The following is a 20756-nucleotide window of genomic DNA, read 5'->3' as shown; positions in this document are numbered from 1 at the left end:
TCCTTCTCCTTGTGACAAATGGTGCTGCGAGTCAGTGACTGAGAATCTTGCCGAGGAAGTCCCGGGCGCGGTCGGATTTCGGTGCGGTGAAGAATGTTTCGGGCGCGGAGTCTTCGACGATCTCGCCGTCGGCCATGAACAGCACGCGGTCGCCCGCCCGGCGCGCGAAGCCCATCTCGTGGGTGACCACGAGCATGGTCATGCCTTCCTTGGCCAGTGCCACCATCACGTCGAGCACCTCGTTGACCATCTCGGGGTCCAGGGCCGAGGTCGGCTCGTCGAACAGCATCACCTTGGGGTCCATCGCCAGCGAGCGCGCGATGGCCACTCGCTGCTGCTGACCACCCGAGAGCTGAGCCGGGTACTTGTCGGCCTGGTTGGCGATGCCGACCCGCTCGAGCAGGGACATGGCGTGCTTGCGCGCCTCGTCCTTCTTCTTTCCGCGCACCTTCGTCGGCGCCAGCATGACGTTCTCGAGGATGGTCTTGTGCGCGAACAGATTGAACGACTGGAATACCATGCCGACATCGGCGCGAAGCGCGGCCAGCGCCTTGCCCTCGGCGGGCAGTGCGATGCCGTCGATGGCGATGTCACCGGAGTCGATCGGTTCGAGGCGATTGATGGTGCGGCACAAGGTCGATTTCCCCGAACCCGACGGGCCCAGGACGATCACGACCTGCCCACGGGGCACTTCGAGGTGGATATCGCGCAGGACATGGAGATCACCGAAGTGTTTTTCCACGCTGCGCATCGAGATCATCGGCGGAGCAGCGACAGCGGCTGCGGCGTCGGCGGTCCCGGTCGCGGGTGCGGCGTCGTCGGTCATGGTGAGAAACCTTATGTCCAATCTGGAGAATTGCCCGGCTTTCGAAGACATGCCGTGACGGCACGCCGAAACGACACCTGCTGGTAACCCGGCGGCTGCCCGTTACCTTTGCGTATTATCACGCGAACGCAACCGTGACGCGCGTCACAGTCAGGGCTGCCCGTACCCTGGACGGGTGGATTCGACAGTTCAGGACGCGACTGAGGGCGCGACGCAGCGCAGCTCCGTGACGCAACGCAGCTATGAGGTTCGCACATTCGGCTGCCAGATGAACGTGCACGACTCCGAACGCCTGTCCGGGCTGCTCGAGGACGCGGGCTATACCAAGGCCGCCACCGGGGAGACGCCCGATCTGATGGTGTTCAACACCTGCGCGGTGCGCGAGAACGCGGACAACAAGCTCTACGGCACGCTCGGTCAGCTGGTCCCGGTCAAGCAGGGTCGCCCGGGCATGCAGATCGCCGTCGGCGGCTGTCTGGCGCAGAAGGACCGCGAGACCGTCGTACGCAAGGCGCCCTGGGTCGACGTCGTGTTCGGCACCCACAACATCGGCTCGCTGCCGGTGCTGCTCGAGCGGGCCCGCCACAACGACGAAGCCCAGGTGGAGATCCTCGAATCACTCGAGGCGTTCCCCTCGACCCTGCCCGCCAAGCGCGAGTCGGCGTACGCGGGCTGGGTGTCGATCTCGGTGGGCTGCAACAACACCTGCACGTTCTGCATCGTGCCCTCGCTGCGCGGCAAGGAAGTGGACCGCCGCCCCGGCGATGTGCTCGCCGAGGTGCAGGCACTGGTCGACCAGGGAGTCCTGGAAGTGACGCTGCTCGGTCAGAACGTGAACTCCTACGGCGTGAACTTCGTCGACCCCGAGCAGCCGCGCGACCGGGGCGCCTTCGCGCAGCTGCTGCGCGCGACCGGACAGATCGAGGGCCTCGAACGCGTCCGGTTCACCTCACCGCATCCCGCGGAGTTCACCGACGACGTCATCGAGGCGATGGCGGCCACCCCGAACGTCTGCCCGCAGCTGCACATGCCGCTGCAATCGGGTTCGGATCGGGTGCTCAAGGCGATGCGCCGCTCCTACCGCAAGGAGCGTTTCCTCGGCATCATCGACAAGGTGCGCGCCGCGATGCCGCACGCGTCGATCACCACCGACATCATCGTGGGCTTCCCCGGCGAGACCGAGGATGATTTCCTCGAGACCCTCGACGTGGTTCGCCGCGCCCGCTTCACCAGCGCGTACACCTTCCAGTACTCCAAGCGTCCCGGCACCCCGGCCGCCGAGCTGCCCGATCAGCTGCCGAAGGCGGTCGTGCAGGAACGTTTCGAGCGGCTGATCGCGCTGCAGGACCAGATCTCCTGGGAGAACAACAAGGCACTCATCGGTACCGAGGTGGAACTGCTCGTCGCCGAGGGCGCGGGCAAGAAGAACGCGGTGACCGCGCGGATGAGCGGACGCGCGCGCGACGGTCGGCTGGTGCATTTCCGTCCCGGTGACGTGACCGGTATCCGTCCTGGTGATGTCGTCACCGTCGACATCACCGAGGCGGCCCCGCACCACCTGATCGCCGACAGCGCGGTGAAGTCGCATCGGCGCACCGCCGCCGGTGACGCACACGAACGTGGCATCACGCCCAAGACCGCGCCGATCGGGGTGGGACTCGGGCTGCCCCGGATCGGCGCACCGGTGGTCGAGACGGTCGAGAGCGGCTGTTCGACGGGCTGCTCGTCGTGAGCGGCTCTACTACTGGTCGTAGTGGGTCGGATGCGAACGACGATTCCGGTGATGGCACAGTGGGACCCGCCAACGATCAGCCTGTGGACAGGAGCGGACACGCGGTGAACCCGGCGCGCAACGACCAGGACTTCGAACAATTCCGCGGTGAACTCGACGCCGTCGAACGCCGCATCGCCGGTGAGATCGACCCCGGCGCGCGGGCGCTGGTGGTAGCGGGTGCGGTCTTCGCACTGCTGATCTCGCTGGTCCTGCCGACCGCGGGCACCGCGCGCGGCTTCGACATCCTGCTCAACACCGACGCCGCGGGCGTCGAACACATCGGCCTGCCCTCGCGCATCTTCGTGTGGCTGGTCATCGTCTTCGGTGTCGGCTTCTCGCTGCTGGCGCTGACCACCCGTCGCTGGGTGCTGGCCTGGATCGCCTGCGCGGGCTCGGCCGTCGGCTCGGTGTTCGGCGTCCTCTCGATCTGGCACCGCCAGACCCCCGGCCTCGGCAACTACCAGGGCGCAGGCCCCGGGATCGGCCTGATCCTCGGCACCCTCGCGATCATGGTCCTCACCTTCCACTGGGTCCGCGTCGTCTGGAGCCGGACCGCCGTGCAACTCGCCGCCGAAGAGCAGCGTCGCACTGCGGCCCGCGAAGCCGAAGACCGCGACCGCAAGCGCCTCACCGGCGAATAGTCTTGGGAGACAACGAAACCCCCGACCGTAGCGGTCGGGGGTTTCGTTCGCTTCTCACTCACAAATTGCTGACGGCGCCTTCTGCCGCCTCGGCCCATTCGCGCCACTGCTTGGCCTGCTCGAGTGCCTTCTCCGCGTCGCGCTTCTTGCCCGCCGCGGTGGCCTTGGCGGCCTGCTCCTCGAACTGGGCGACCCGCTCGCGGAACTGCGCGGCCCGCGCGACAGCCTCGGGGTCGGAGCGGCGCCACTGCTGATCGGCGGCGTCGCGGACCCGCTTCTCGATGGCGCGCAGCTTGGCTTCCAGTTCCTGCATGCGTTCGCGCGGGACCTTGCCGATGGCGTCCCACTTGTCCTGCAGCTCGCGCAGCGCGTTGCGGGCGGCGTCGACGCCGTTGGCCGGGTCGATGTGCTCGTAGGCAGCGAGGAGTTCCAGCTTGGCGGTGGCGTTGTGGTCGAACTCGGCGTCGCGCTCGGAGACGGCGGCGTTGCGCGCGGCGAAGAACACGTCCTGGGCGCTCTTGAACCGTCGCCACAGCGACTCGTCGGCCTCGCGCGGTGCGCGGCCCGCGGCCTTCCACTCCGAGAGCAGGTCGCGGAACACCGCGGCCGTGCCGGTCCAGTCCGTCGAGTCGGCCAGTTCCTCGGCGCGCACGCACAGCTCTTCCTTGCGCGTCTTGGCGGTGGCGCGCTCGCGGTCGAGGTCGGCGAAGTGGGCGCCGCGACGGCGGTTGAACGCCTCGCGGGCCTTGGAGTAGCGCTTCCACAGCGCGTCGTCGACCTTGCGATCGACACCGCGGATCGACTTCCACTCGTCGAGGATCTCGCGCAGCCGGTCGCCCGCGGCCTTCCACTGGGTGGACTCGGCGGCGATCTGCTCGGCCTCGGCGGCGAGGGCTTCCTTGCGCTCGGTGTGCTCGTGGCGGGCGCGGTCCTTCTCCTCCTTGGCGTGCGCGGCGGCTTCCTCGGAGTGTTCGGTGATCGCCTGCAGCCGGGCCGCGAGGCCGTCCAGATCGCCGATCACAGCCGCGGTCGGCAGCGTCTCGGCCAGTGCCAGCGCGGCGGCCTTGGTCTTGCGGGCATCGGCGCCCGCGGCCAGCCTGGCCTCGAGCAGGGCGACCTCGGTCGCGAGATCGTCGAAGCGGCGGCCGAAGTGTTCGAGGCCCTCGGCGGCGTCGCCCGCCTGCCAGGAGCCGACGATCCGTTCGCCCTCGGAGGTTCGCACCCAGGCCGTGCCGTCCTCGTCGACGCGACCCCACTTGCCCGGGTCGGTGGCGCTCGGCACGATCACGGCGTGCGGATGCGGCTGGTCGGGGCCCGGCGCCGGTTTCACGGCATGCGGTTTCGGCGGACGCGGAGCATTCCCGCCGGGCTTGGGGGTACCGGAGGGTCGCGGGGCCGGACCTGGGGTGGGCTTCGCGGTTCCGTTGCTGTCGGTCATTGCTCTCCGTCCCTGCCGCGCGTCACGGCTGCCTGGTTACGCCCTAGCACATCCCATTGAACCCGGTTCGAGCCGCGGAAACTATCGATCCGGAGGATCGAAAAGCGGATTTCCTGGGATTTCGTCCCGGACGACGTGGGTAGTCGCACCTGAAAACACTAGCAATCTCGGCGAGCATCCCGACGCCGGACACTCGCAGACCGCCGCACGCCTGTGCCGCGCCGGATGCGGGCTCGCGTGCGCGCTGCGGCTACGGTTACCGCGTGTTCTCGATTGCGGCCCTGGTCCCGTCGCCGCCGATGCTGGTGCCCGAACTGTGTGGGCGAGTCCCGGTGTCCGGCAGCGATCCCGACGATCCGATCGTGGTGCTGCGTACCGCCGCCCTCGCCGCCGCGGCCACCCTCGCCGCGACCGCCGATCGATGGATCGTCGTCGGGGTCGGCAGCCATGACCGGATCTACGGTTGCGCGACCAGGGGGACGTTTCGTGGGTTCGGTGCCGATGTCGTCGTCGGGCTCGGTCCGGCAGGTGCGGAGCCCGGTCCAGCAGACGCCCAGCTTCCCCTCCCGGTGCTGATCGCCGGATGGTTGCGGGAGCAGGTCGCGCCGGGGATCTCGGTGCGGGCACGGCTGTTCGCCGCCGACGCCACGGCCGCCGCTTGCTCCGAGGCAGGACGGGCATTGCGCGCCGAGCTCGACAGCGAGCGGGAGCCGTACGGGGTGCTTGTCGTGGCGGACGGTGCCGCAACCCTTACGGTCAAGGCGCCGGGCTATCTCGACGAACGGGCCCCCATGGTTCAGCACGATCTCGACGCCGCCTTGCGCTCGGGTTCGCGGGCCGGGTTGGCCGCGCTGGAGCCGGACCTGTGCGCCGCGCTGCTCGTCGACGGGCGGGCCGCCTACCAGGTGCTCGGCGGTCTGTTCGCTGCTGATCCGGTCGATCCGCAGGTACGTACGCTGTACCAAGACGCACCTTTCGGCGTCGGCTACGACGTGAGCGTGTGGCAACCAGGGACAGGAAGGTGACCAGTGTCGACTAGACCGATCGCGGTCGTCGGTCCCACCGCCACCGGCAAGTCCGACCTCGCACTCGACCTGGCACAGGAACTCGACGGCGAGATCGTCAATATCGACGCGATGCAGCTCTATCGCGGGATGGATGTCGGCACCGCGAAACTGCCGCCCGACCAGCGCCGGGGCATCGCGCACCATCTTCTCGACGTCCTGGATGTCACCGAGACCGCGAGCGTCGCCGCCTACCAGAGCTCGGCCTGCGCCCTCGTCGACGACATCATGGCGCGCGGGAAAACCCCGGTCATCGTGGGCGGCTCGATGATGTACGTGCAGGCCCTGCTCGACGAGTGGGATTTTCCCGCCACCGACCCCGCGGTGCGCGCTCGCTGGGAAGCAGTGCTCGCCGAGGGTGGTGTGGTGGCGCTGCACGCCGCCCTGCGGCAGGCCGACCCGGTCGCCGCAGCCACCATCCTGGCCACCGACGGCCGACGCATGGTGCGCGCGCTCGAGGTGGTCGAACTGACCGGCCGCCCGTTCGCCGCCTCGGCTCCGACCATCGGCACCCCACGCTGGAACACCGCGATCCTCGGCGTCGACCGCGAGACCGCCGCCCTGGACGCCCGCATCGAAACGCGCACCGCCCTGATGTTCGACACCGGTCTGGTCGACGAGGTCCGCGGCCTCCGCGACGTCGGCCTGCGTGAGGGCCAGACCGCCCGCCGCGCCATCGGCTACGCCCAGGTGCTGGCCTACCTCGACGGCGAGTACGACCTCGACCACGCCCGCGAACGCACCCTGATCGGCACCCGCCGATACGTGCGAAGACAGCGGTCGTGGTTCCGCCGCGACCCCAGGGTGTCCTGGGTCGACGGCGCCGATCCCGAGCTCGCCGCGACCGCGCTGGGCAAGCTCCGCGCAGCGAACACCGAACAGACAGGACGAACAGCGCAGTGACGCGACGAGTGAGTACCCGCAACGCCTCGGTACAGGTGTGGGAGGCGTACCTCAACAACCGGAGCAAACGGTCCCGTGACGGCCGGTTCCTCGTGCAGGGCGTGCGCCCGATCACCCAGGCGCTGGCCAACGACTGGCCCCTGGAAACGCTGCTCTACCGGCTCGGCGGCCCAGAACTGTCGAGTTGGGCGCGCGAGGTCCTCGACACCGCCGACGTGCCGCAGGTCGGCCTGGTCCCCGAGCTCATGGCCGAGCTGGGCGAGAAGACGGCGAGCGCGCCGGAGATCGTGGCGGTCGCGGTATCGCAGCAGCCCGACCTGGCCGACTACGAGCCCGGCGAACCAGGGGAGGACGCGCCGATCGTCGTCGTGTTCGACCGTCCGAACTCACCCGGCAATCTCGGCACCCTGATCCGCTCGGCCGACGCCTTCGGCGCGTCCGGGGTGATCGTCACCGGCCACGGCGCCGACCAGTTCGACCCGCAGGCCGTGCGCGCCTCGACCGGATCCCTGTTCGCCCTGCCGGTCCTGCGCGCGGCGGGCCCCGGCCAGGTGCTCGAATTCCGGGACCGCCAGGTGGCTCGCGGCATCCCCACCCGCGTCGTCGGCACCGACGAACACGCGCCGGGCACCATCTACGACCACGACTTCACCGAGGCCACGATCCTGGTCGTCGGCAACGAGACCACCGGGATGAGCTCGGCCTGGGCCGACGCCTGCGACGACCTGGTCACCATCCCGATGGGCGGCACCGCGAGTTCGCTCGGCGCACCGTCGGCGGGCGCGATCAGCCTCTACGAGATCGCCAGGCAGCGTCGCACGTTCGCCCGGTAGTACACCCGATCGCGGCGCAGAGGAGAATGGCGGACGTGTCCGACATCGAATTCAGCAAGGGCCACGGCACCCAGAACGACTTCGTGGTGCTGCCCGACCTCGAGGTGCGCCTCGATCTGACCGCCGACCGCGTCGCCGCGCTGTGTGACCGGCAGCGAGGGCTCGGCGCCGACGGTGTGCTGCGCGTGGCGAAGGCCGGTGCGCTGCTCGGCACCGGTGTGCTGGACGCGCTACCGGCAGGTGTCGGTGCGGACGACTGGTTCATGGACTACCGCAATGCCGACGGTTCGATCGCGGAGATGTGCGGCAACGGGACCAGGGTCTTCGCCCACTACCTCAACTCCACGGGCCTGGAAACCCGCACCGAGTACGTCGTCGGCAGTCGTGCGGGCGCCCGTCCGGTGGTCGTGCACTCGGCAGGCCCCACCGAGGGCGAAGTCACCGTGGACATGGGAGTCGTGCGCGAACTCGGCCCCTCCACCGCCACGCTGGCCGGCTGGGCGCTGGCCGGAGTCGGCATCGATGTCGGCAATCCGCACCTGGCCTGCGTCGACGAGGGCCTGACCGTCGACGCGCTCGCCAAGCTGGACCTGAGCGTGTCGCCCGGTTTCGACCCCGACCTCTTCCCGCACGGTGTGAACGTCGAGATCCTCACCGCACTCGACGCCGACAACGCCGTCGACATGCGCGTGTACGAACGTGGTGTCGGCGAAACCCGTTCCTGCGGAACCGGAACCGTCGCCGCGGCGGCCGCCGCGTTGACCGCGGCGGGCGTGGCGGTCAGCACCGAATCCGGCGAGGTGACGGTGCGGGTGCCCGGCGGGCAGGTACGGGTGACCTTCGCCGGCGGACGCGCCTGGTTGCGCGGTCCGTCGGTGCTCCTGGCCTCGGGAATTCTGACGCGGCAGTGGTGGGACGCCCAGTAGCACCGATAACCGCGTGCACGCTGTCACCCGGACGTGGCAGCATGGAGAACGTATGACGAAACCAGTAGAGCCCACAGAATCCACATCGGCCGAGCACACCAGTGCGGCCGATCCCGACGTCGCCGCCGAGCGCGGTGACGTCGACGATGCGCTGGCCCGCCACGCGGCCCGCATGAAACAGCCTGGTTGGGCGGCCGAACCGACCAGGGGTGAGATGCAGCTCGACGAGCGCTCCTCGCTGCGCCGCGTCGCCGGGTTGTCCACCGAGCTCACCGACATCACCGAGGTCGAATACCGCCAGCTGCGCCTCGAGCGCGTGGTGCTGGTCGGTGTCTGGACCACCGGCAGTTCCACCCAGGCCGACGCGAGCATGGTCGAACTGGCCGCGCTCGCCGAAACCGCGGGCTCGGAGGTCCTCGAAGCGCTGATCCAGCGCCGCGACAAGCCAGACCCGGCCACCTATATCGGTTCCGGCAAGGCCGAAGAGCTGCGCACGGTCGTCCTCGATACCGGCGCCGACACCGTGATCTGCGACGGTGAACTCACCCCCGCGCAGCTCACCGCGCTGGAGAAGGTCGTGAAGGTGAAGGTCATCGACCGCACCGCGCTGATCCTCGATATCTTCGCCCAGCACGCCACCTCCCGCGAGGGCAAGGCCCAGGTCGCGCTGGCGCAGATGGAGTACATGCTGCCCCGCCTGCGCGGTTGGGGTGAGTCGATGTCACGTCAGGCCGGTGGCCGGGCGGGTGGCGCCAGCGGTGGCGTCGGCACCCGTGGTCCCGGTGAGACCAAGATCGAAACCGACCGCCGTCGGATCCGCGAGCGGATGGCCAAACTCCGCCGCGAGATCCGTGAGATGAAGACCGCGCGCGACACCATGCGCGCCCGCCGCAGCGAGAGCGGCGTGCCGTCGATCGCGATCGTCGGCTACACCAACGCGGGCAAGTCCAGCCTGATGAACTCGCTCACCGGCGCGGGCCTGCTCGTGCAGGACGCGCTGTTCGCCACCCTCGACCCGACCACCCGGCGGGCCGCGCTCGACGACGGCCGCGAGATGGTGTTCACCGACACCGTCGGCTTCGTCCGGCACCTGCCGACCCAGCTGGTCGAGGCCTTCCGCTCCACCCTCGAAGAGGTCACCGGCGCCGACCTGCTGCTGCACGTCGTCGACGGCGCCGACCCGCTGCCGCTCGAACAGATCAGGGCGGTGCGCGAGGTGATCACCGATGTGATCAAGGAGCAGGGCACGCAGGCGCCGCCGGAACTGCTGGTGGTCAACAAGATCGACGCCGCCGACCCGAACGAGCTCACCCGGTTGCGCGGCATGCTGCCGAACGCGGCCTTCGTCTCCGCGCAGACCGGTGCCGGCGTGGAGGAGTTGCGCGAGCGGCTCTCCGAGGTGCTCGGCGGACTCGATGTCGACATCAGCGTGCTGCTGCCCTACAGCCGCGGCGACCTGCTGGCCCGGATCCACGCCGACGGCCGGATCGTCACCGCCGACCACGAGGAGGGTGGCACCCGGGTTCGCGCGCGCGTGCCGCACGCCTTGGCGGCGGCACTGTCCGAGTACGCCCACTCCGGTCCGGCCGAGCCGGCGGTCAGCTGATCTTTTTCGCTGATTTGCCCGCCGGTTGCGGACAAATGTCGATGCGACACAGGGATTTTCGAACGCTATGGTCGAATATCGACAGCAGGAGGGTGTTATGTCGAACGACCATCAAGGTACGGAAATTGTGAGGAAGAACAAGGGCGCGGAGGGCGCCCCTGTTCTTTCGGATGGCGCGCCGTTGAACCCGGCGCCGAGTGAATGGGATATCCGCGCGTTCGAGGCGCTGTTCGCGCCGGTGCGGATGTGGACCAGCCCGAAGTTCTACGGCCTGGACAACATTCCGGCCGAAGGGCCGGTGCTGATCGTGGCCAACCACAATCTGCTCGGCGGGATCGACGCACCGTTGATCATGCCGGCGATCCTGCGCGAGCGCGGCAGGCTGGTGCGCGGCCTGGCCGAGCATGTGCTGATGGTGCCCGGCGTGCGGGATTTCCTGCATCACTTCGGTGCGGTGCGTGGGACGCGATCGAACTGCCTGGCGTTGCTCGAGCGCGGGGAAGCGGTGGTGGTGTTCCCCGGTGGTGGCCGTGAGGCGATCCGCCGCAAGGGCGAGAAGTACGAGCTCAAGTGGGACGGCCGCACCGGTTTCGCGCGGATGGCGATCCAGGCGGGCGTGCCGATCGTGCCGCTGGCGATGATCGGCATCGACGATGCCTACGACATCGTCTTCGACGGTCAGCACCCGGTGATGTCCCCGCTGCGCTGGACGTGCCGACTGCTCGGGATCAATCCCGAGCTCAGTCCGCCGCTGGTCAAGGGCGTCGGTCCGACCCCGTTGCCCCGCCCGGAACGCTTCTACTTCTCGGCGGGCGCGCCGATCGACCCCGCGCCGTGGATGGACGCCGACGACATCGACGGTGCGTCCGCCGATCTGCGCGATGTGGTGCGCAAGGGTCTCGAGGAAGAACTGCAGTTCCTGTTCAACGAACGCGAACGCGATACCGGGCGCACCCTGGTCGGCCGCCTGCGCACCGTGCTGCCCTGGTGACCGGAACCCGCTGATCGGCTGATCGGCGCCGGGGCACGCACGGAATGCCCGCGGCGCCGATCTCGTTACCCAGTTATACGGACTAGGGTCCGGATAATGAGAGGGTGACGATGACCGTGACGGAGCAGCTGCAGGTTGTTCGCGGCACCGACCGCAGGCGCTGGCGCAACGAATGGCTCGATTCACGACAGTCGTTCCCCGCCACCGGCAACTTCGTGCTCGAGGACTACGCGCACGGACTGCTGCTCGTGCACAACGAGGACATCGTCGACCCCGGCGAGGGTTTCGACACCCATCAGCACCGCGACACCGAGATCCTCACCTGGGTTCTGGAAGGCACTGTGGTGCACCAGGATTCGACCGGCAACGCGGGTCTGATCCATCCAGGCCTCGCGCAGCGGATGAGCGCCGGTACGGGGATCCTGCATTCGGAGCGCAACGGCGCCGGGTACCGGGAGAAGCAGCGCCTGCACGTCGTGCAGATGTGGATCCCGCCGGACATCACGGGCCTCGCCCCGAGCTACCAGGAACTCGACATCGAGGGTGAACTCGCCCGCAACACGCTGGTACCGGTGGCATCGGGCATGCCGCGCCATCGGGGCGAGGCGGCGATCGGCATCGGCAACCGCGACGCGGCATTTCACGTCGCGCGACTGGATCCGGGTCAGGCGATCACCGTCCCCGACGCGCCCTACGGTCACGTTTTCCTCGCCCGTGGCACCGTCGACTACGAGGGCTTGGGCACCCTGGAGCAGGGCGATGCCGTGCGCCTGACAGCGACGGGCGGTCACCGCATGATCGCGGTGACCGCCGCCGAGCTGCTGATCTGGGAGATGACCGCGACCGCGCGCCGCTAGACCTTGCGGATGACGGTGACGACCTTGCCCAGGATTTGCGCGTCGTTGCCAGGGATCGGCTCGAAGTGCGGGTTGTGCGGCATCAGCCACACGTCCTTGCCGCTGCGCTTGAAGGTCTTCACGGTGGCCTCGCCGTCGATCATCGCGGCGACGATGTCGCCACCCTCGGCGACGTTCTGCTGACGGACCACGACGAAGTCGCCGTCGCAGATGGCCGCGTCGACCATCGACTGGCCGACCACCTTGAGCAGGAACAGTGAACCCTCGCCGACGAGCTCGCGCGGCAGTGGGAACACGTCTTCCACGGCCTGCTCGGCCAGAATCGGCCCACCGGCGGCGATCCGGCCGAGGACCGGGACGAACGTCGGTGTCGGGCGGCTCGGGTCGACCTCATCGGTCTGCTGGGGCAGCGTGGTGACCGAGCGGACCGCCTCGTCGAGCCCGCGGACATTCACCGCGCGCGGCCGATTCGGATCGCGGCGTAGATAGCCCTTGCGTTCGAGGGCGCGCAGTTGGTGAGCCACCGAGGAGGTGGAGGTGAGACCGACCGCGTCGCCGATCTCACGGATGCTGGGCGGATAGCCCCGTTCGGTCACCGAGGACCGGATGACATCGAGGACCGTGCGCTGACGCACGGTGAGATCCGTTCCGGATCCCGATGTGACGGTGCCGGTGCCGCTTTCGTCACCCGTGTCGTCTGTGTGGGTCACCGTGTCCCGCCCTTCTGAGTTGTCGAATTCGCTCTCTCGAGGCTAGTCGTGCCACGCCGAACTATCAAACATCTGTTCGAGCATGTCGGGCGTTTCGTGCTGACAGCGGCGCCGGGATCTGGTAGAAATCGAACATCAGTTCGTCGCACAGGTGTTCGAACAGCGGGAGGCATCGCCGCCTCACCAGTACTTTCTCTCAGCAGCGGAGCACACCACCCCCGGAGGTTCTTCCGATGAGCACAGCAACCAGCGCCCTGCGTTCCTTCGACCCCACCGCGGCCACGGAGCCGCCGCTCCGCCGGCGCCGGACCGCCCGCGCCCCACGACCTTTCGCCTTGGTCCGGCCGACTGCATCCCCTCCCGCGAGCGACGAATCACGGACGGTCGACACGTCGTCGGCCGCGCACTCTGCCCCGCCACGTCCGGTCGCCACGCCGCCCGCGGATGTCACCCGCAGTACCGTCCGATCCGGCGTGTTGAGTGCGCCCGTGAACAACCCGTCCACCGATCTCGTGTGGGCACCGCGCCGCATCGAACTCACCGACGCCGAACTCGATCTCGCCTTCGCCACCGTGCCGCGCAGCGAACCGGCGCGTCGCACCCGCGAGATCGCCCGCCCGTCGGCGGATCGCAGCCCACAGCACCGCGCGCCGCGCAGCGAACTCTCGCTCTACGCGCGCGGTCCCGTGCGCACCGGCCGTGCCGAGGGTGCGCATCCGCTGCGCCGAGTCGAACAGGCCAAGGCCGGGTTCGCCGCGCTGGCCGTGACGGCGCTGGTGACCGCGCTGATCGTCGTCGCCTTCCTCGGGCTGGCGCACGTGCGCGCGGGAAGTTTCGTCGACCACGTCGACTCGACGGTGCCCGGGATTTCGGAGCAGGCGGGGGTGCCGTCCGACGCGCGGTTCACGTCGGGTCGATGAGTCGAAAACAGCTGCGCGGATAGGTCTTCGGGGAGGATTCGGCAGCGTGCAAGATCGTCGGTATCGACGAATCACACCCCTGAACTAGAACACGTTGCTACGGTGGCGACCATCCTGAATCGGGGCGGGGGCCCTGGTCGAACCCGGATGCGAGGTCTCGGTGCGGCGCTGCTCGTTCGCTCTACTGCTCAGTGTGGTGCTCAGTGCCTTGCTGGCGCCCGCCGCGCACGCGGTTCCGACTTACACCGAATACCTCGATCTGCCTTCGCTCAACGGTGACGGCGAATACGGTGGCGGCTTGCACCCGATGCTGCCGCTGGCCGAGCCACCCCTGCGCGACGCACTCACCCAGGCGCGGGCCGACGGCATCGACCCGGCGCGGTATGCGACGCTGCTGCACCAGTATTGGCTCGTCGTCGCCACCGGGAACGCCGCGATCGACCTCGAGACCTGGGCGCCCGAGCGTGGCGTCGCGGCCAACTCCGCCACCTTCAGCCTGGTGTACGTGAACTATTTCCGGCTCGCCGCCGCCCGCGCCGATCTCTACTGGGCAGGCATGGCGGGCATCGCCGGTGCCTCCTTCGCCGCGGGCTTCTTCGACGTCGGCGATGTCGGCTCCGTTGTCTCCCTCGGTGGCATCCACCAGCTCGGCAATACCGTCGCCGACCTGCTTCGCGCCACCCCGCCGGAACTGCTCACCGGCGTCCCGTCCGATATCACCGGCCTGGCCACCCTCGGTCCACGCCTGACCGCCGCCGATCTGGTCTGGTACCAGACGCGACTGATGATCATGCAGAAGCACATCTTCATCGACCTGGTTCCGATGCACGAGGCCTATCTCGCGCACGGAATGGCAGGCATCGACGAACTGCACGCGGCAGGCCTGATCGGCGACGGCATGCTGGCGGCGTGGCGGGGGATCGACGGCGGCACCGAAGCGGGTCGCGCCGACGCGCTGACCGCCATGGCCGATCGGGAACAGAACGAGATCATCGCCGACCAGTGGGATGTGACGGCGAGTGGCCGCGACGGGATGGGCAGGGTGCTCACCTACGTGACGACGGTCGCGGGCAAGCCCGCCGTCCCCGGCACGCGCGCGCCCGGTGTGTATGCCCCGGTCACGGTGTGGTCGCCGATCGCCGCCGGGAGCCCGCTGGGGTTGCGGATGCCGCTGCCCGCGTTCAACTGGGCCGACCGCGACACCCGCTGGGACTACATCGCCGCCGACCTGCTGCCGCGTCATCTCGAGCTCGCCACCGCCACGGCCCGTGCATCGGCGGTGTATCGCGAGCCGTTCGCCGCCAAGCTCGACCGTGGCCGGATGCTTGCCCGCTTACCTGACATCATCACGGACCTGACCACGCAGTGGCAGGTTGTGCCATCCTGAGCGGTATCCTGTCAAGAGCCATGGAATAGAAATGCGCATCGACGAAGGAACCCTCGGATGCATTGCCCGTACTGCCGACACCCCGACTCGCGCGTCGTCGACTCGCGGGAAGCCGAGGAGGGCACCGCGATCCGTCGCCGTCGTTCCTGCCCGAGCTGTGGGCGCCGGTTCACCACGGTCGAGACCGCGATCTTGTCGGTGGTCAAGCGCAGTGGCGTGACCGAGCCGTTCAGTCGCGAGAAGGTGATTGTCGGTGTCCGCCGGGCCTGCCAGGGCCGTGAAGTCGACGACGACGCCCTGAACCTGCTCGCCCAGCAGGTCGAAGACGCGGTGCGTGCCAAGGGTTCTCCCGAGGTACCGAGCCATGAGGTCGGCCTCGCCATCCTCGGCCCGCTGCGCGACCTCGACGAAGTGGCCTATCTGCGCTTCGCCTCGGTCTACCGATCCTTCACCAGCGCAGCTGATTTCGAACGTGAGATCACCGAGATGCGCGCGGCCCGCGCGGCTGCGGCTGTCGCCGCGACCGACTGAGCTCCGGCGCGACATCGGCCCGCCGCCGCGTATTCGGACGCTTCTCGGCCCGCCGCGCGATCCCTCGGCCGACATGTTCGAGCGGCGAAACCCCCACGCCCGCAGCGGATTCAGCGGCGGATCGAGCTGATCGCCTTCTCGATGCGCTTGGCTGACACCGGATAGGGCGTGCCCAGCTTCTGGGCGAACAGGCTGACGCGCAGTTCCTCGATCATCCACCAGATCTCGGTCACCTCGCGCGCGTTCTTGCGGGCCGGGGGCAGCGCGCGGACAAGCTTGTCGTACGCGGCGAGCATCCGGTCCACCTCGACCATCGCCTGCCGGTCGCGCACCGCCGAACCCGGCAGTGATTCCAGCCGCTGGGCCGCGGCGAGGAGGTAGCGCGGGAGTTCGCGCAGCCGCACCCGGCCCCACTCGGCGACGAAACCGGGGAACAGCAGGTCGTCGAGTTGCTGACGCACGTCGTCGGCGATATCGGTTTCGAGGGTGTCGGCGAGCGCGGCACGCGCCTGCTGGGCGGCGGCCAGTACCGGCACGACGGTGCGGATCAGCGCGACGACCGCCGTGGACAGTTGTGGGCGCACGGCCGCCACCAGCTTGTCGAACTCCGCGGGCGAGCGAACCGGGCCGCCCGCCTTGGCGATCAGTTCGTCGGCGGCGGCGACGCGGCAGTCCTCGACCAGCTTGTCCAGGGAACCGTCGGGATTCTGGCTCAGCGCCAGCCGATCGCGGGCAGGCAGCCCGGCGGTGACCGCGCGCGTCGAGGTGGGAATCGCGGCGAGCAGCAGCGTACGCACACCCGCGCGCATCGCGGCGGCCTGCTCGCTGGGTGAGCTGAGCACGCGCACCGCCACACCCTCGCCCTCGGGGACGAGCGCCGGGTATCCGGTCACCGTCTGACCCGCGACTTCGCGGCTCACGGTCGGCGCGACCGAGCCAAGCGATTCCGTAGTCCACACTGTCGCGGGTGCGCGTTCCGCACCTGCGGTCGCACGCGCTACCGACGCCGAAACCTGGTCGGCCAGTTGTGCTTTGAGCTGCTGGAGGCTCTTGTTCTTGGCGAGCACCTTGCCGGCCTGATCGACTGCGGCGAAGGTCATCCGCAGATGATCGGGCAGTGCGGCGGGGGAGAGGTCGTCGGCGGCGATGGTGACCGAACCCAGTCGGGACAGTTCCCGTGACAGCCCGGTGCGCAGCGGTTCGGCGCGCGGTGTCAGCGCGCGCAACGCCGCGGCGGCGAAGTCGGGCGCGGGAACCACCGCGCGCCGCAACGTTTTCGGGAGAGTCTTGATGAACGCGGCAGCGAGTTCTTCGCGCATGCCGGGCACCAGCCAGTCGAAGCCGACCGCGCGCACGTGCGCGAGCTGCTCCACCGGGATTCGCGCGGTCACGCCGTCGTCGTCTTGGCCCGGTTCGAATTGGTAGGTCAGCGGGAAGCTGAGTTCGCCTTGGCGCCAGGCATCGGGGAAGTCGGTCGGGTCGAGCGTGGCGACACCGGCATTGACCACGGTGTCGGTCGAGAAGTCCAGTAGCGCGGGGTCTTCGCGTTCGGTCTTGCGCCACCAGCTGTCGAAATGGCGCACCGACACGATGTCGGCGGGGATGCGCTGGTCGTAGAACTCGAACAGCACTTCGTCGTCGACGAGGATGTCGCGCCTACGCGCCCGATGTTCGAGGTCGGCCACATCGTCGATCAGCGCGCGATTGCGGGCGAAGAACCCGTGCCGCGTCTGCCATTCGCCCTGCACCAGGGCGTGGCGGAGGAACAGCTCGCGCGACAGTTCCGGGTCGATGCGCCCGAAGTCGACGGGTCGCCCGGTCACCAACGGCACGCCGTACAGCGTCGCGCGCTCGTAGGCCCGCGCCGAACCGCGCTTAGCCGACCAATGCGGTTCGGAGTAGGTGCGTTTCACCAGATCGCCAGCGAGCCGTTCGGCCCACTCCGGCTCCACCTTCGCCGCGATCCGGCCCCACAGCCGCGAGGTCTCCACCAGCTCGGCTGCCATCACCCAGCGCGGCGCCTTCTTGGCCAGCGACGACCCGGGGAAGATCATGAACTTCGCGTTGCGCGCCCCGAGGAACTCCCGCGACTCCGCCTCGCGCACACCGATATGCGAGAGCATGCCCGCCAGCAGTGACTGGTGGATCTGCGCACTCGGCCACGGCATCGCGTCGTCATCGGAACCACCAACGGCTTTCGCGGAGGCCGCACGCGGGGCACCGTCGCCGCCCCGCCGAGATCGTCCACCCGCCTGGCGCGTGCCGTCCCCCTGGATGTCCGCACGGTCGGGGGTGGCGTTCGTTCCGGAACCGGCGGTCGAGTCCGCCACCGCCCGTGGGGAATTCCCGCGGCCGCGACCACGGCGTCCACGATTGCCGCCGCCTTCGGCGGGTGCGGTGCGCCGATCGTCGGCTGACTCGCCAGTCGTTGTGGTGTCGGAGTTCCCGCGGTTGCCGCCCGCATCGTTCCAGCCCATGCCGCGGGCGATGGTGCGCAACTGACCGTGCAGGTCCTGCCACTCCCTGATCCGCAGGTAATGCAGGAACTCGTCGCGACACATCCGCCGGAACTGGTTGGACGAGAGCGACTTCCGCTGCTCGGTGAGGTAATCCCACAGTCGCAGATAGGCCAGGAAGTCCGAGCCCTCGACAACGAAACGCGCGTGCTGGGTGTCGGCAGCCTGCTGATGCTCGACGGGACGTTCGCGGACATCCTGAATCGACAGCGCCGCGACGATGATCAGCACCTCGTCGAGACAACCGTTGCGCTGGGCTTCGACGAGCATCCGCGCCATTCGCGGATCCACCGGCAGCTGCGCCATCTCCCGTCCGATCGGCGTGAGCGTGAGGTGCCCGCCCGAATCGGCTTCGCCATCAATGGTTTTCGAACTCCCGTGCGCCAGCGCCCCGAGTTCCTCCAGCAGGGCGATGCCGTCGCGAATGGCCCGGCGATCCGGGGCCTCCACGAACGGGAAGCTCTCGATATCGCCCAGGCCGAGCGCCGTCATCTGCAGGATGACCGCGGCGAGGTTGGTGCGCAGGATCTCCGGCTCGGTGAACGCGGGCCGCGCCTCGAAATCGTCCTCGGAGTACAGCCGGATACAGATGCCGTCGGCGACGCGACCACAGCGACCCGAGCGCTGGCGCGCCGAGGCCTGCGAGACCTCTTCGATCGGCAGCCGCTGCACCTTGGTGCGCATCGAATAGCGCGAGATACGGGCCGTACCGGGGTCGATGACGTAGCGGATGCCCGGCACGGTCAGTGAGGTCTCGGCGACATTGGTGGCCAGCACCACCCGGCGACCGGTATGCGGGGCGAACACCTTGTGCTGGTCGGCGGCCGACAATCGCGCGTACAGCGGCACGATCTCGGTGCGGGGGAGTTTCAGGTCGCGCAGGGCGTCGGCGGTGTCGCGGATCTCGCGTTCGCCCGACAGGAACACCAGCACGTCACCGTCGCCCTCGGCGAACAGTTCGACGACCCCGTCGGCGATGGCATCGGTGGGATCGCGGTCGACGACGCGGGTGTCCTCGTCGTCGTCATCGGCGGGCAGTTCCAGCGACAGCGGGCGATACCGCAATTCCACCGGATACGACCGACCCGACACTTCGACGATCGGCGCGGGCGTGCCCTGCGCATCGGCGAAGTGGCGGGCGAACAGTTCGGGATCGATCGTCGCCGAGGTGATGATCACCTTGAGATCGGGCCGCCGCGGCAGCAACTGTTTCAGATACCCGAGCAGGAAGTCGATATTGAGGCTGCGTTCGTGGGCCTCGTCGATGATGATCGTGTCGTAGCGGCGCAGCATCCGGTCGCGCTGGATCTCGGCGAGCAGGATGCCGTCGGTCATGAGTTTGACCAGCGTGCGATCCGACGCCTGATCGGTGAAGCGGACGGTATAGCCGACCACGTCACCGAGTTCGGTGCGCAGTTCCTCGGCGATGCGTTCGGCCACAGTGCGCGCGGCGAGCCTGCGCGGCTGGGTATGCCCGATGGTGCCGCGGATTCCCCGACCGAGTTCGAGGCAGATCTTCGGGATCTGGGTGGTCTTGCCCGACCCGGTCTCGCCGGCCACGATCACGACCTGGTTCGCGGCGATGGCGGCGGCGATGTCGTCGCGGCGCGCGGAAACGGGAAGTTGCTCGGGGTAGGTGATCTGCGGAAGCGCCGCGCGGCGATTGGCCACGCGGGTCTCGGCGGTGGCGACCTCGGCCTCGATGGCGGGCAGGTCGTCGGGGCGCGCACGGTCGAGCTTGCGCCGGATCCGGTGTTCATCGCGCAGCGAGACCTCCGCCAGGCGGGTGCGCAGCGCGCGGGTTCCGGTGCTAGCTGTCCTGGTCATTGCGCTTACCAGCCTAGCGAAGCCCGCCACCGGATTTTTCCGCGAGTCCGACGTCCGATCGCGACGCGACCACCGAACTCCCGCTCGAGCTCGGCCGATCGTGCGAAGATCCCGGCATGAGCGGTCAGGTACGGATGTAGCGACGCACGGCGTCTGAGCATGCCGAATGAAGCGGGCATGAGCGGGTCGATGCGCGGCGGGGAGGCGGCTCGCGTCACGAGGTAGATCCGAGCACCCACTGAGGAAACAGCATCAGCGCCAGGGCGCGGCAGCTCTCGTATCCACGTGGGCGCCCCGCAGTTCCGGAGGAGACAGCATGAGCGCATCGGTGAATACGGCGTGGTGGATCAGGGCGTACCGGATCGGGTTCGGGCTGCTCGGCATGCTCGCCCTGCTGTGGATTCCGATCCGCAATATCGACTCGGCGACCTTCTCACTCACCAACTACCTGAGCTACTTCACCATCGAATCCAACGTGCTGTCGGTGATCGTGCTGCTCGTCGGCGGCACCCTGGCCCCACAAAGCCAACGCTGGCAGACCTTCCGCGGTGCCGTCACCCTGTACATGCTGATCACGATGGTCGTCTACGCCATCCTGCTGGCCGATGTCGACGTGATGCTCACCGACAAATGGATCAACGACGTCCTGCACCGCATCGTCCCGCTGGTCCTGCTACTGGACTGGCTGTTCGTCCCGATGGCGAAACGCCTGCGGGCCACTCCCGAACTGGTCGGCCTGTGGTTGATCTTCCCGGTCGCCTATGGCGTCTACAGCCTGATCCGTGGCCCGATCGTCGACTGGTACCCGTACCCGTTCATCGACCCTCGGAGCCAGGGCTATGTGTCGCTGACGATCGGGCTGGTGGTGTTGCTGGTGGTGTTCGTCGTGCTCGCGGTAGCCATGGCATCGCTGGGGGACCTGCCTGCCCGGTGGCGCGAACGTAAGTCCGCGGACTGAGACAGCGGTGGGCCCGGTGCGCGCGCGCCGGCCGGGTGGGGTAGATGT

17 protein-coding genes are annotated in these 20756 nt (G+C 68.7%); 13 read left to right on the top strand and 4 right to left on the bottom strand.

Annotated elements, in window-relative coordinates:
- Positions 1-31 precede the first annotated feature (31 nt).
- Positions 32-760: an amino acid ABC transporter ATP-binding protein gene (locus ACWZHB_RS18460; RefSeq protein ID WP_427909210.1), complete on the bottom strand. Its 729-nt coding sequence runs from the start codon at positions 758-760 to the stop codon at positions 32-34.
- 292 nt (positions 761-1052) lie between these two features.
- On the opposite strand from ACWZHB_RS18460, the gene miaB reads away from it, so the two are divergent.
- Entirely contained in the window at positions 1053-2558 is a 1506-nt protein-coding gene (gene miaB / locus ACWZHB_RS18455) for a tRNA (N6-isopentenyl adenosine(37)-C2)-methylthiotransferase MiaB (RefSeq protein WP_427909209.1), read from the top strand.
- An 83-nt stretch (positions 2559-2641) separates the two neighbouring features.
- Positions 2642-3241, top strand: coding sequence for an Rv2732c family membrane protein (locus ACWZHB_RS18450; RefSeq protein ID WP_427903113.1), 600 nt, complete (start codon positions 2642-2644; stop codon positions 3239-3241).
- 58 nt (positions 3242-3299) lie between these two features.
- On the opposite strand, the gene ACWZHB_RS18445 is transcribed toward ACWZHB_RS18450, so the two are convergent.
- A complete protein-coding gene (locus ACWZHB_RS18445; RefSeq protein WP_427903112.1) occupies positions 3300-4679 on the bottom strand; it encodes a DUF349 domain-containing protein in 1380 nt (459 codons plus the stop codon).
- A gap of 263 nt (positions 4680-4942) precedes the next feature.
- On the opposite strand from ACWZHB_RS18445, the gene ACWZHB_RS18440 reads away from it, so the two are divergent.
- The 7 genes from ACWZHB_RS18440 to ACWZHB_RS18410 all read left to right on the top strand — a co-directional run bounded on the left by ACWZHB_RS18440 (position 4943) and on the right by ACWZHB_RS18410 (position 11859).
- Entirely contained in the window at positions 4943-5704 is a 762-nt protein-coding gene (locus ACWZHB_RS18440) for a class III extradiol ring-cleavage dioxygenase family protein (protein ID WP_427903111.1), read from the top strand.
- A gap of 3 nt (positions 5705-5707) precedes the next feature.
- On the top strand, positions 5708-6646 hold the full coding sequence (miaA, locus tag ACWZHB_RS18435) for a tRNA (adenosine(37)-N6)-dimethylallyltransferase MiaA (protein WP_427903110.1): 939 nt from the start codon (positions 5708-5710) through the stop codon (positions 6644-6646).
- Positions 6643-7479: a TrmH family RNA methyltransferase gene (locus ACWZHB_RS18430; RefSeq protein WP_427903109.1), complete on the top strand. Its 837-nt coding sequence runs from the start codon at positions 6643-6645 to the stop codon at positions 7477-7479. Before miaA ends, ACWZHB_RS18430 begins: the two co-directional genes overlap by 4 nt.
- A gap of 44 nt (positions 7480-7523) precedes the next feature.
- The gene (gene dapF, locus ACWZHB_RS18425; RefSeq protein ID WP_427909208.1) at positions 7524-8405 is read left to right on the top strand and encodes a diaminopimelate epimerase; all 882 of its coding nucleotides are present in this window, start codon (positions 7524-7526) and stop codon (positions 8403-8405) included.
- A 172-nt stretch (positions 8406-8577) separates the two neighbouring features.
- The gene (gene hflX / locus ACWZHB_RS18420; RefSeq protein WP_427909207.1) at positions 8578-10011 is read left to right on the top strand and encodes a GTPase HflX; all 1434 of its coding nucleotides are present in this window, start codon (positions 8578-8580) and stop codon (positions 10009-10011) included.
- Between the two features lie 127 nt (positions 10012-10138).
- Positions 10139-11002 carry a lysophospholipid acyltransferase family protein gene (locus tag ACWZHB_RS18415; RefSeq protein WP_427903108.1) on the top strand — a complete coding sequence of 288 codons (864 nt, stop codon included), beginning with the start codon at positions 10139-10141 and terminating at the stop codon, positions 11000-11002.
- 110 nt (positions 11003-11112) lie between these two features.
- Positions 11113-11859: a pirin family protein gene (locus tag ACWZHB_RS18410; RefSeq protein ID WP_427903107.1), complete on the top strand. Its 747-nt coding sequence runs from the start codon at positions 11113-11115 to the stop codon at positions 11857-11859.
- Here the strand turns inward: ACWZHB_RS18410 and lexA are convergent.
- A complete protein-coding gene (gene lexA, locus ACWZHB_RS18405; RefSeq protein WP_266295581.1) occupies positions 11856-12494 on the bottom strand; it encodes a transcriptional repressor LexA in 639 nt (212 codons plus the stop codon). The two genes, ACWZHB_RS18410 and lexA, sit on opposite strands and share 4 nt — an antisense overlap.
- Positions 12495-12802: 308 nt before the next feature.
- Here lexA and ACWZHB_RS18400 point away from each other — a divergent pair, with 308 nt between their 5' ends.
- The 3 genes from ACWZHB_RS18400 to nrdR all read left to right on the top strand — a co-directional run bounded on the left by ACWZHB_RS18400 (position 12803) and on the right by nrdR (position 15407).
- Complete coding sequence (locus ACWZHB_RS18400; protein WP_427903106.1) at positions 12803-13489, top strand: hypothetical protein; 687 nt, start codon at positions 12803-12805, stop codon at positions 13487-13489.
- Between the two features lie 193 nt (positions 13490-13682).
- The gene (locus ACWZHB_RS18395) at positions 13683-14876 is read left to right on the top strand and encodes a hypothetical protein (protein ID WP_427903105.1); all 1194 of its coding nucleotides are present in this window, start codon (positions 13683-13685) and stop codon (positions 14874-14876) included.
- A gap of 57 nt (positions 14877-14933) precedes the next feature.
- Positions 14934-15407 (top strand): transcriptional regulator NrdR, encoded by a 474-nt coding sequence (gene nrdR, locus ACWZHB_RS18390; RefSeq protein WP_101466624.1) that lies wholly within the window; start codon positions 14934-14936, stop codon positions 15405-15407.
- A gap of 110 nt (positions 15408-15517) precedes the next feature.
- Here the strand turns inward: nrdR and hrpA are convergent, their stop codons facing one another.
- On the bottom strand, positions 15518-19750 hold the full coding sequence (hrpA, locus tag ACWZHB_RS18385) for an ATP-dependent RNA helicase HrpA (RefSeq protein WP_427903104.1): 4233 nt from the start codon (positions 19748-19750) through the stop codon (positions 15518-15520).
- 316 nt (positions 19751-20066) lie between these two features.
- Between hrpA and ACWZHB_RS18380 the strand changes: the two genes are divergently transcribed.
- Positions 20067-20708, top strand: a complete 642-nt coding sequence (locus ACWZHB_RS18380) for a Pr6Pr family membrane protein (RefSeq protein ID WP_427903103.1) — start codon at positions 20067-20069, stop codon at positions 20706-20708.
- Positions 20709-20756: the final 48 nt, after the last annotated feature.

It is taken from the genome of Nocardia sp. FBN12, from assembly GCF_054031145.1.
This window is presented reverse-complemented; position numbering and strand designations above follow the sequence as displayed.

Coding starts and splice junctions, on each gene's coding strand:
- nrdR (WP_101466624.1), top strand. CDS start 14,934: ATGCATTGCCCGTACTGCCGACACCCCGACTCGCGCGTCGTCGACTCG.
- hrpA (WP_427903104.1), bottom strand. CDS start 19,750: ATGACCAGGACAGCTAGCACCGGAACCCGCGCGCTGCGCACCCGCCTG.
- ACWZHB_RS18445 (WP_427903112.1), bottom strand. CDS start 4,679: ATGACCGACAGCAACGGAACCGCGAAGCCCACCCCAGGTCCGGCCCCG.
- ACWZHB_RS18380 (WP_427903103.1), top strand. CDS start 20,067: ATGAGCGCATCGGTGAATACGGCGTGGTGGATCAGGGCGTACCGGATC.
- hflX (WP_427909207.1), top strand. CDS start 8,578: ATGAAACAGCCTGGTTGGGCGGCCGAACCGACCAGGGGTGAGATGCAG.
- ACWZHB_RS18400 (WP_427903106.1), top strand. CDS start 12,803: ATGAGCACAGCAACCAGCGCCCTGCGTTCCTTCGACCCCACCGCGGCC.
- ACWZHB_RS18460 (WP_427909210.1), bottom strand. CDS start 760: ATGATCTCGATGCGCAGCGTGGAAAAACACTTCGGTGATCTCCATGTC.
- ACWZHB_RS18410 (WP_427903107.1), top strand. CDS start 11,113: ATGACCGTGACGGAGCAGCTGCAGGTTGTTCGCGGCACCGACCGCAGG.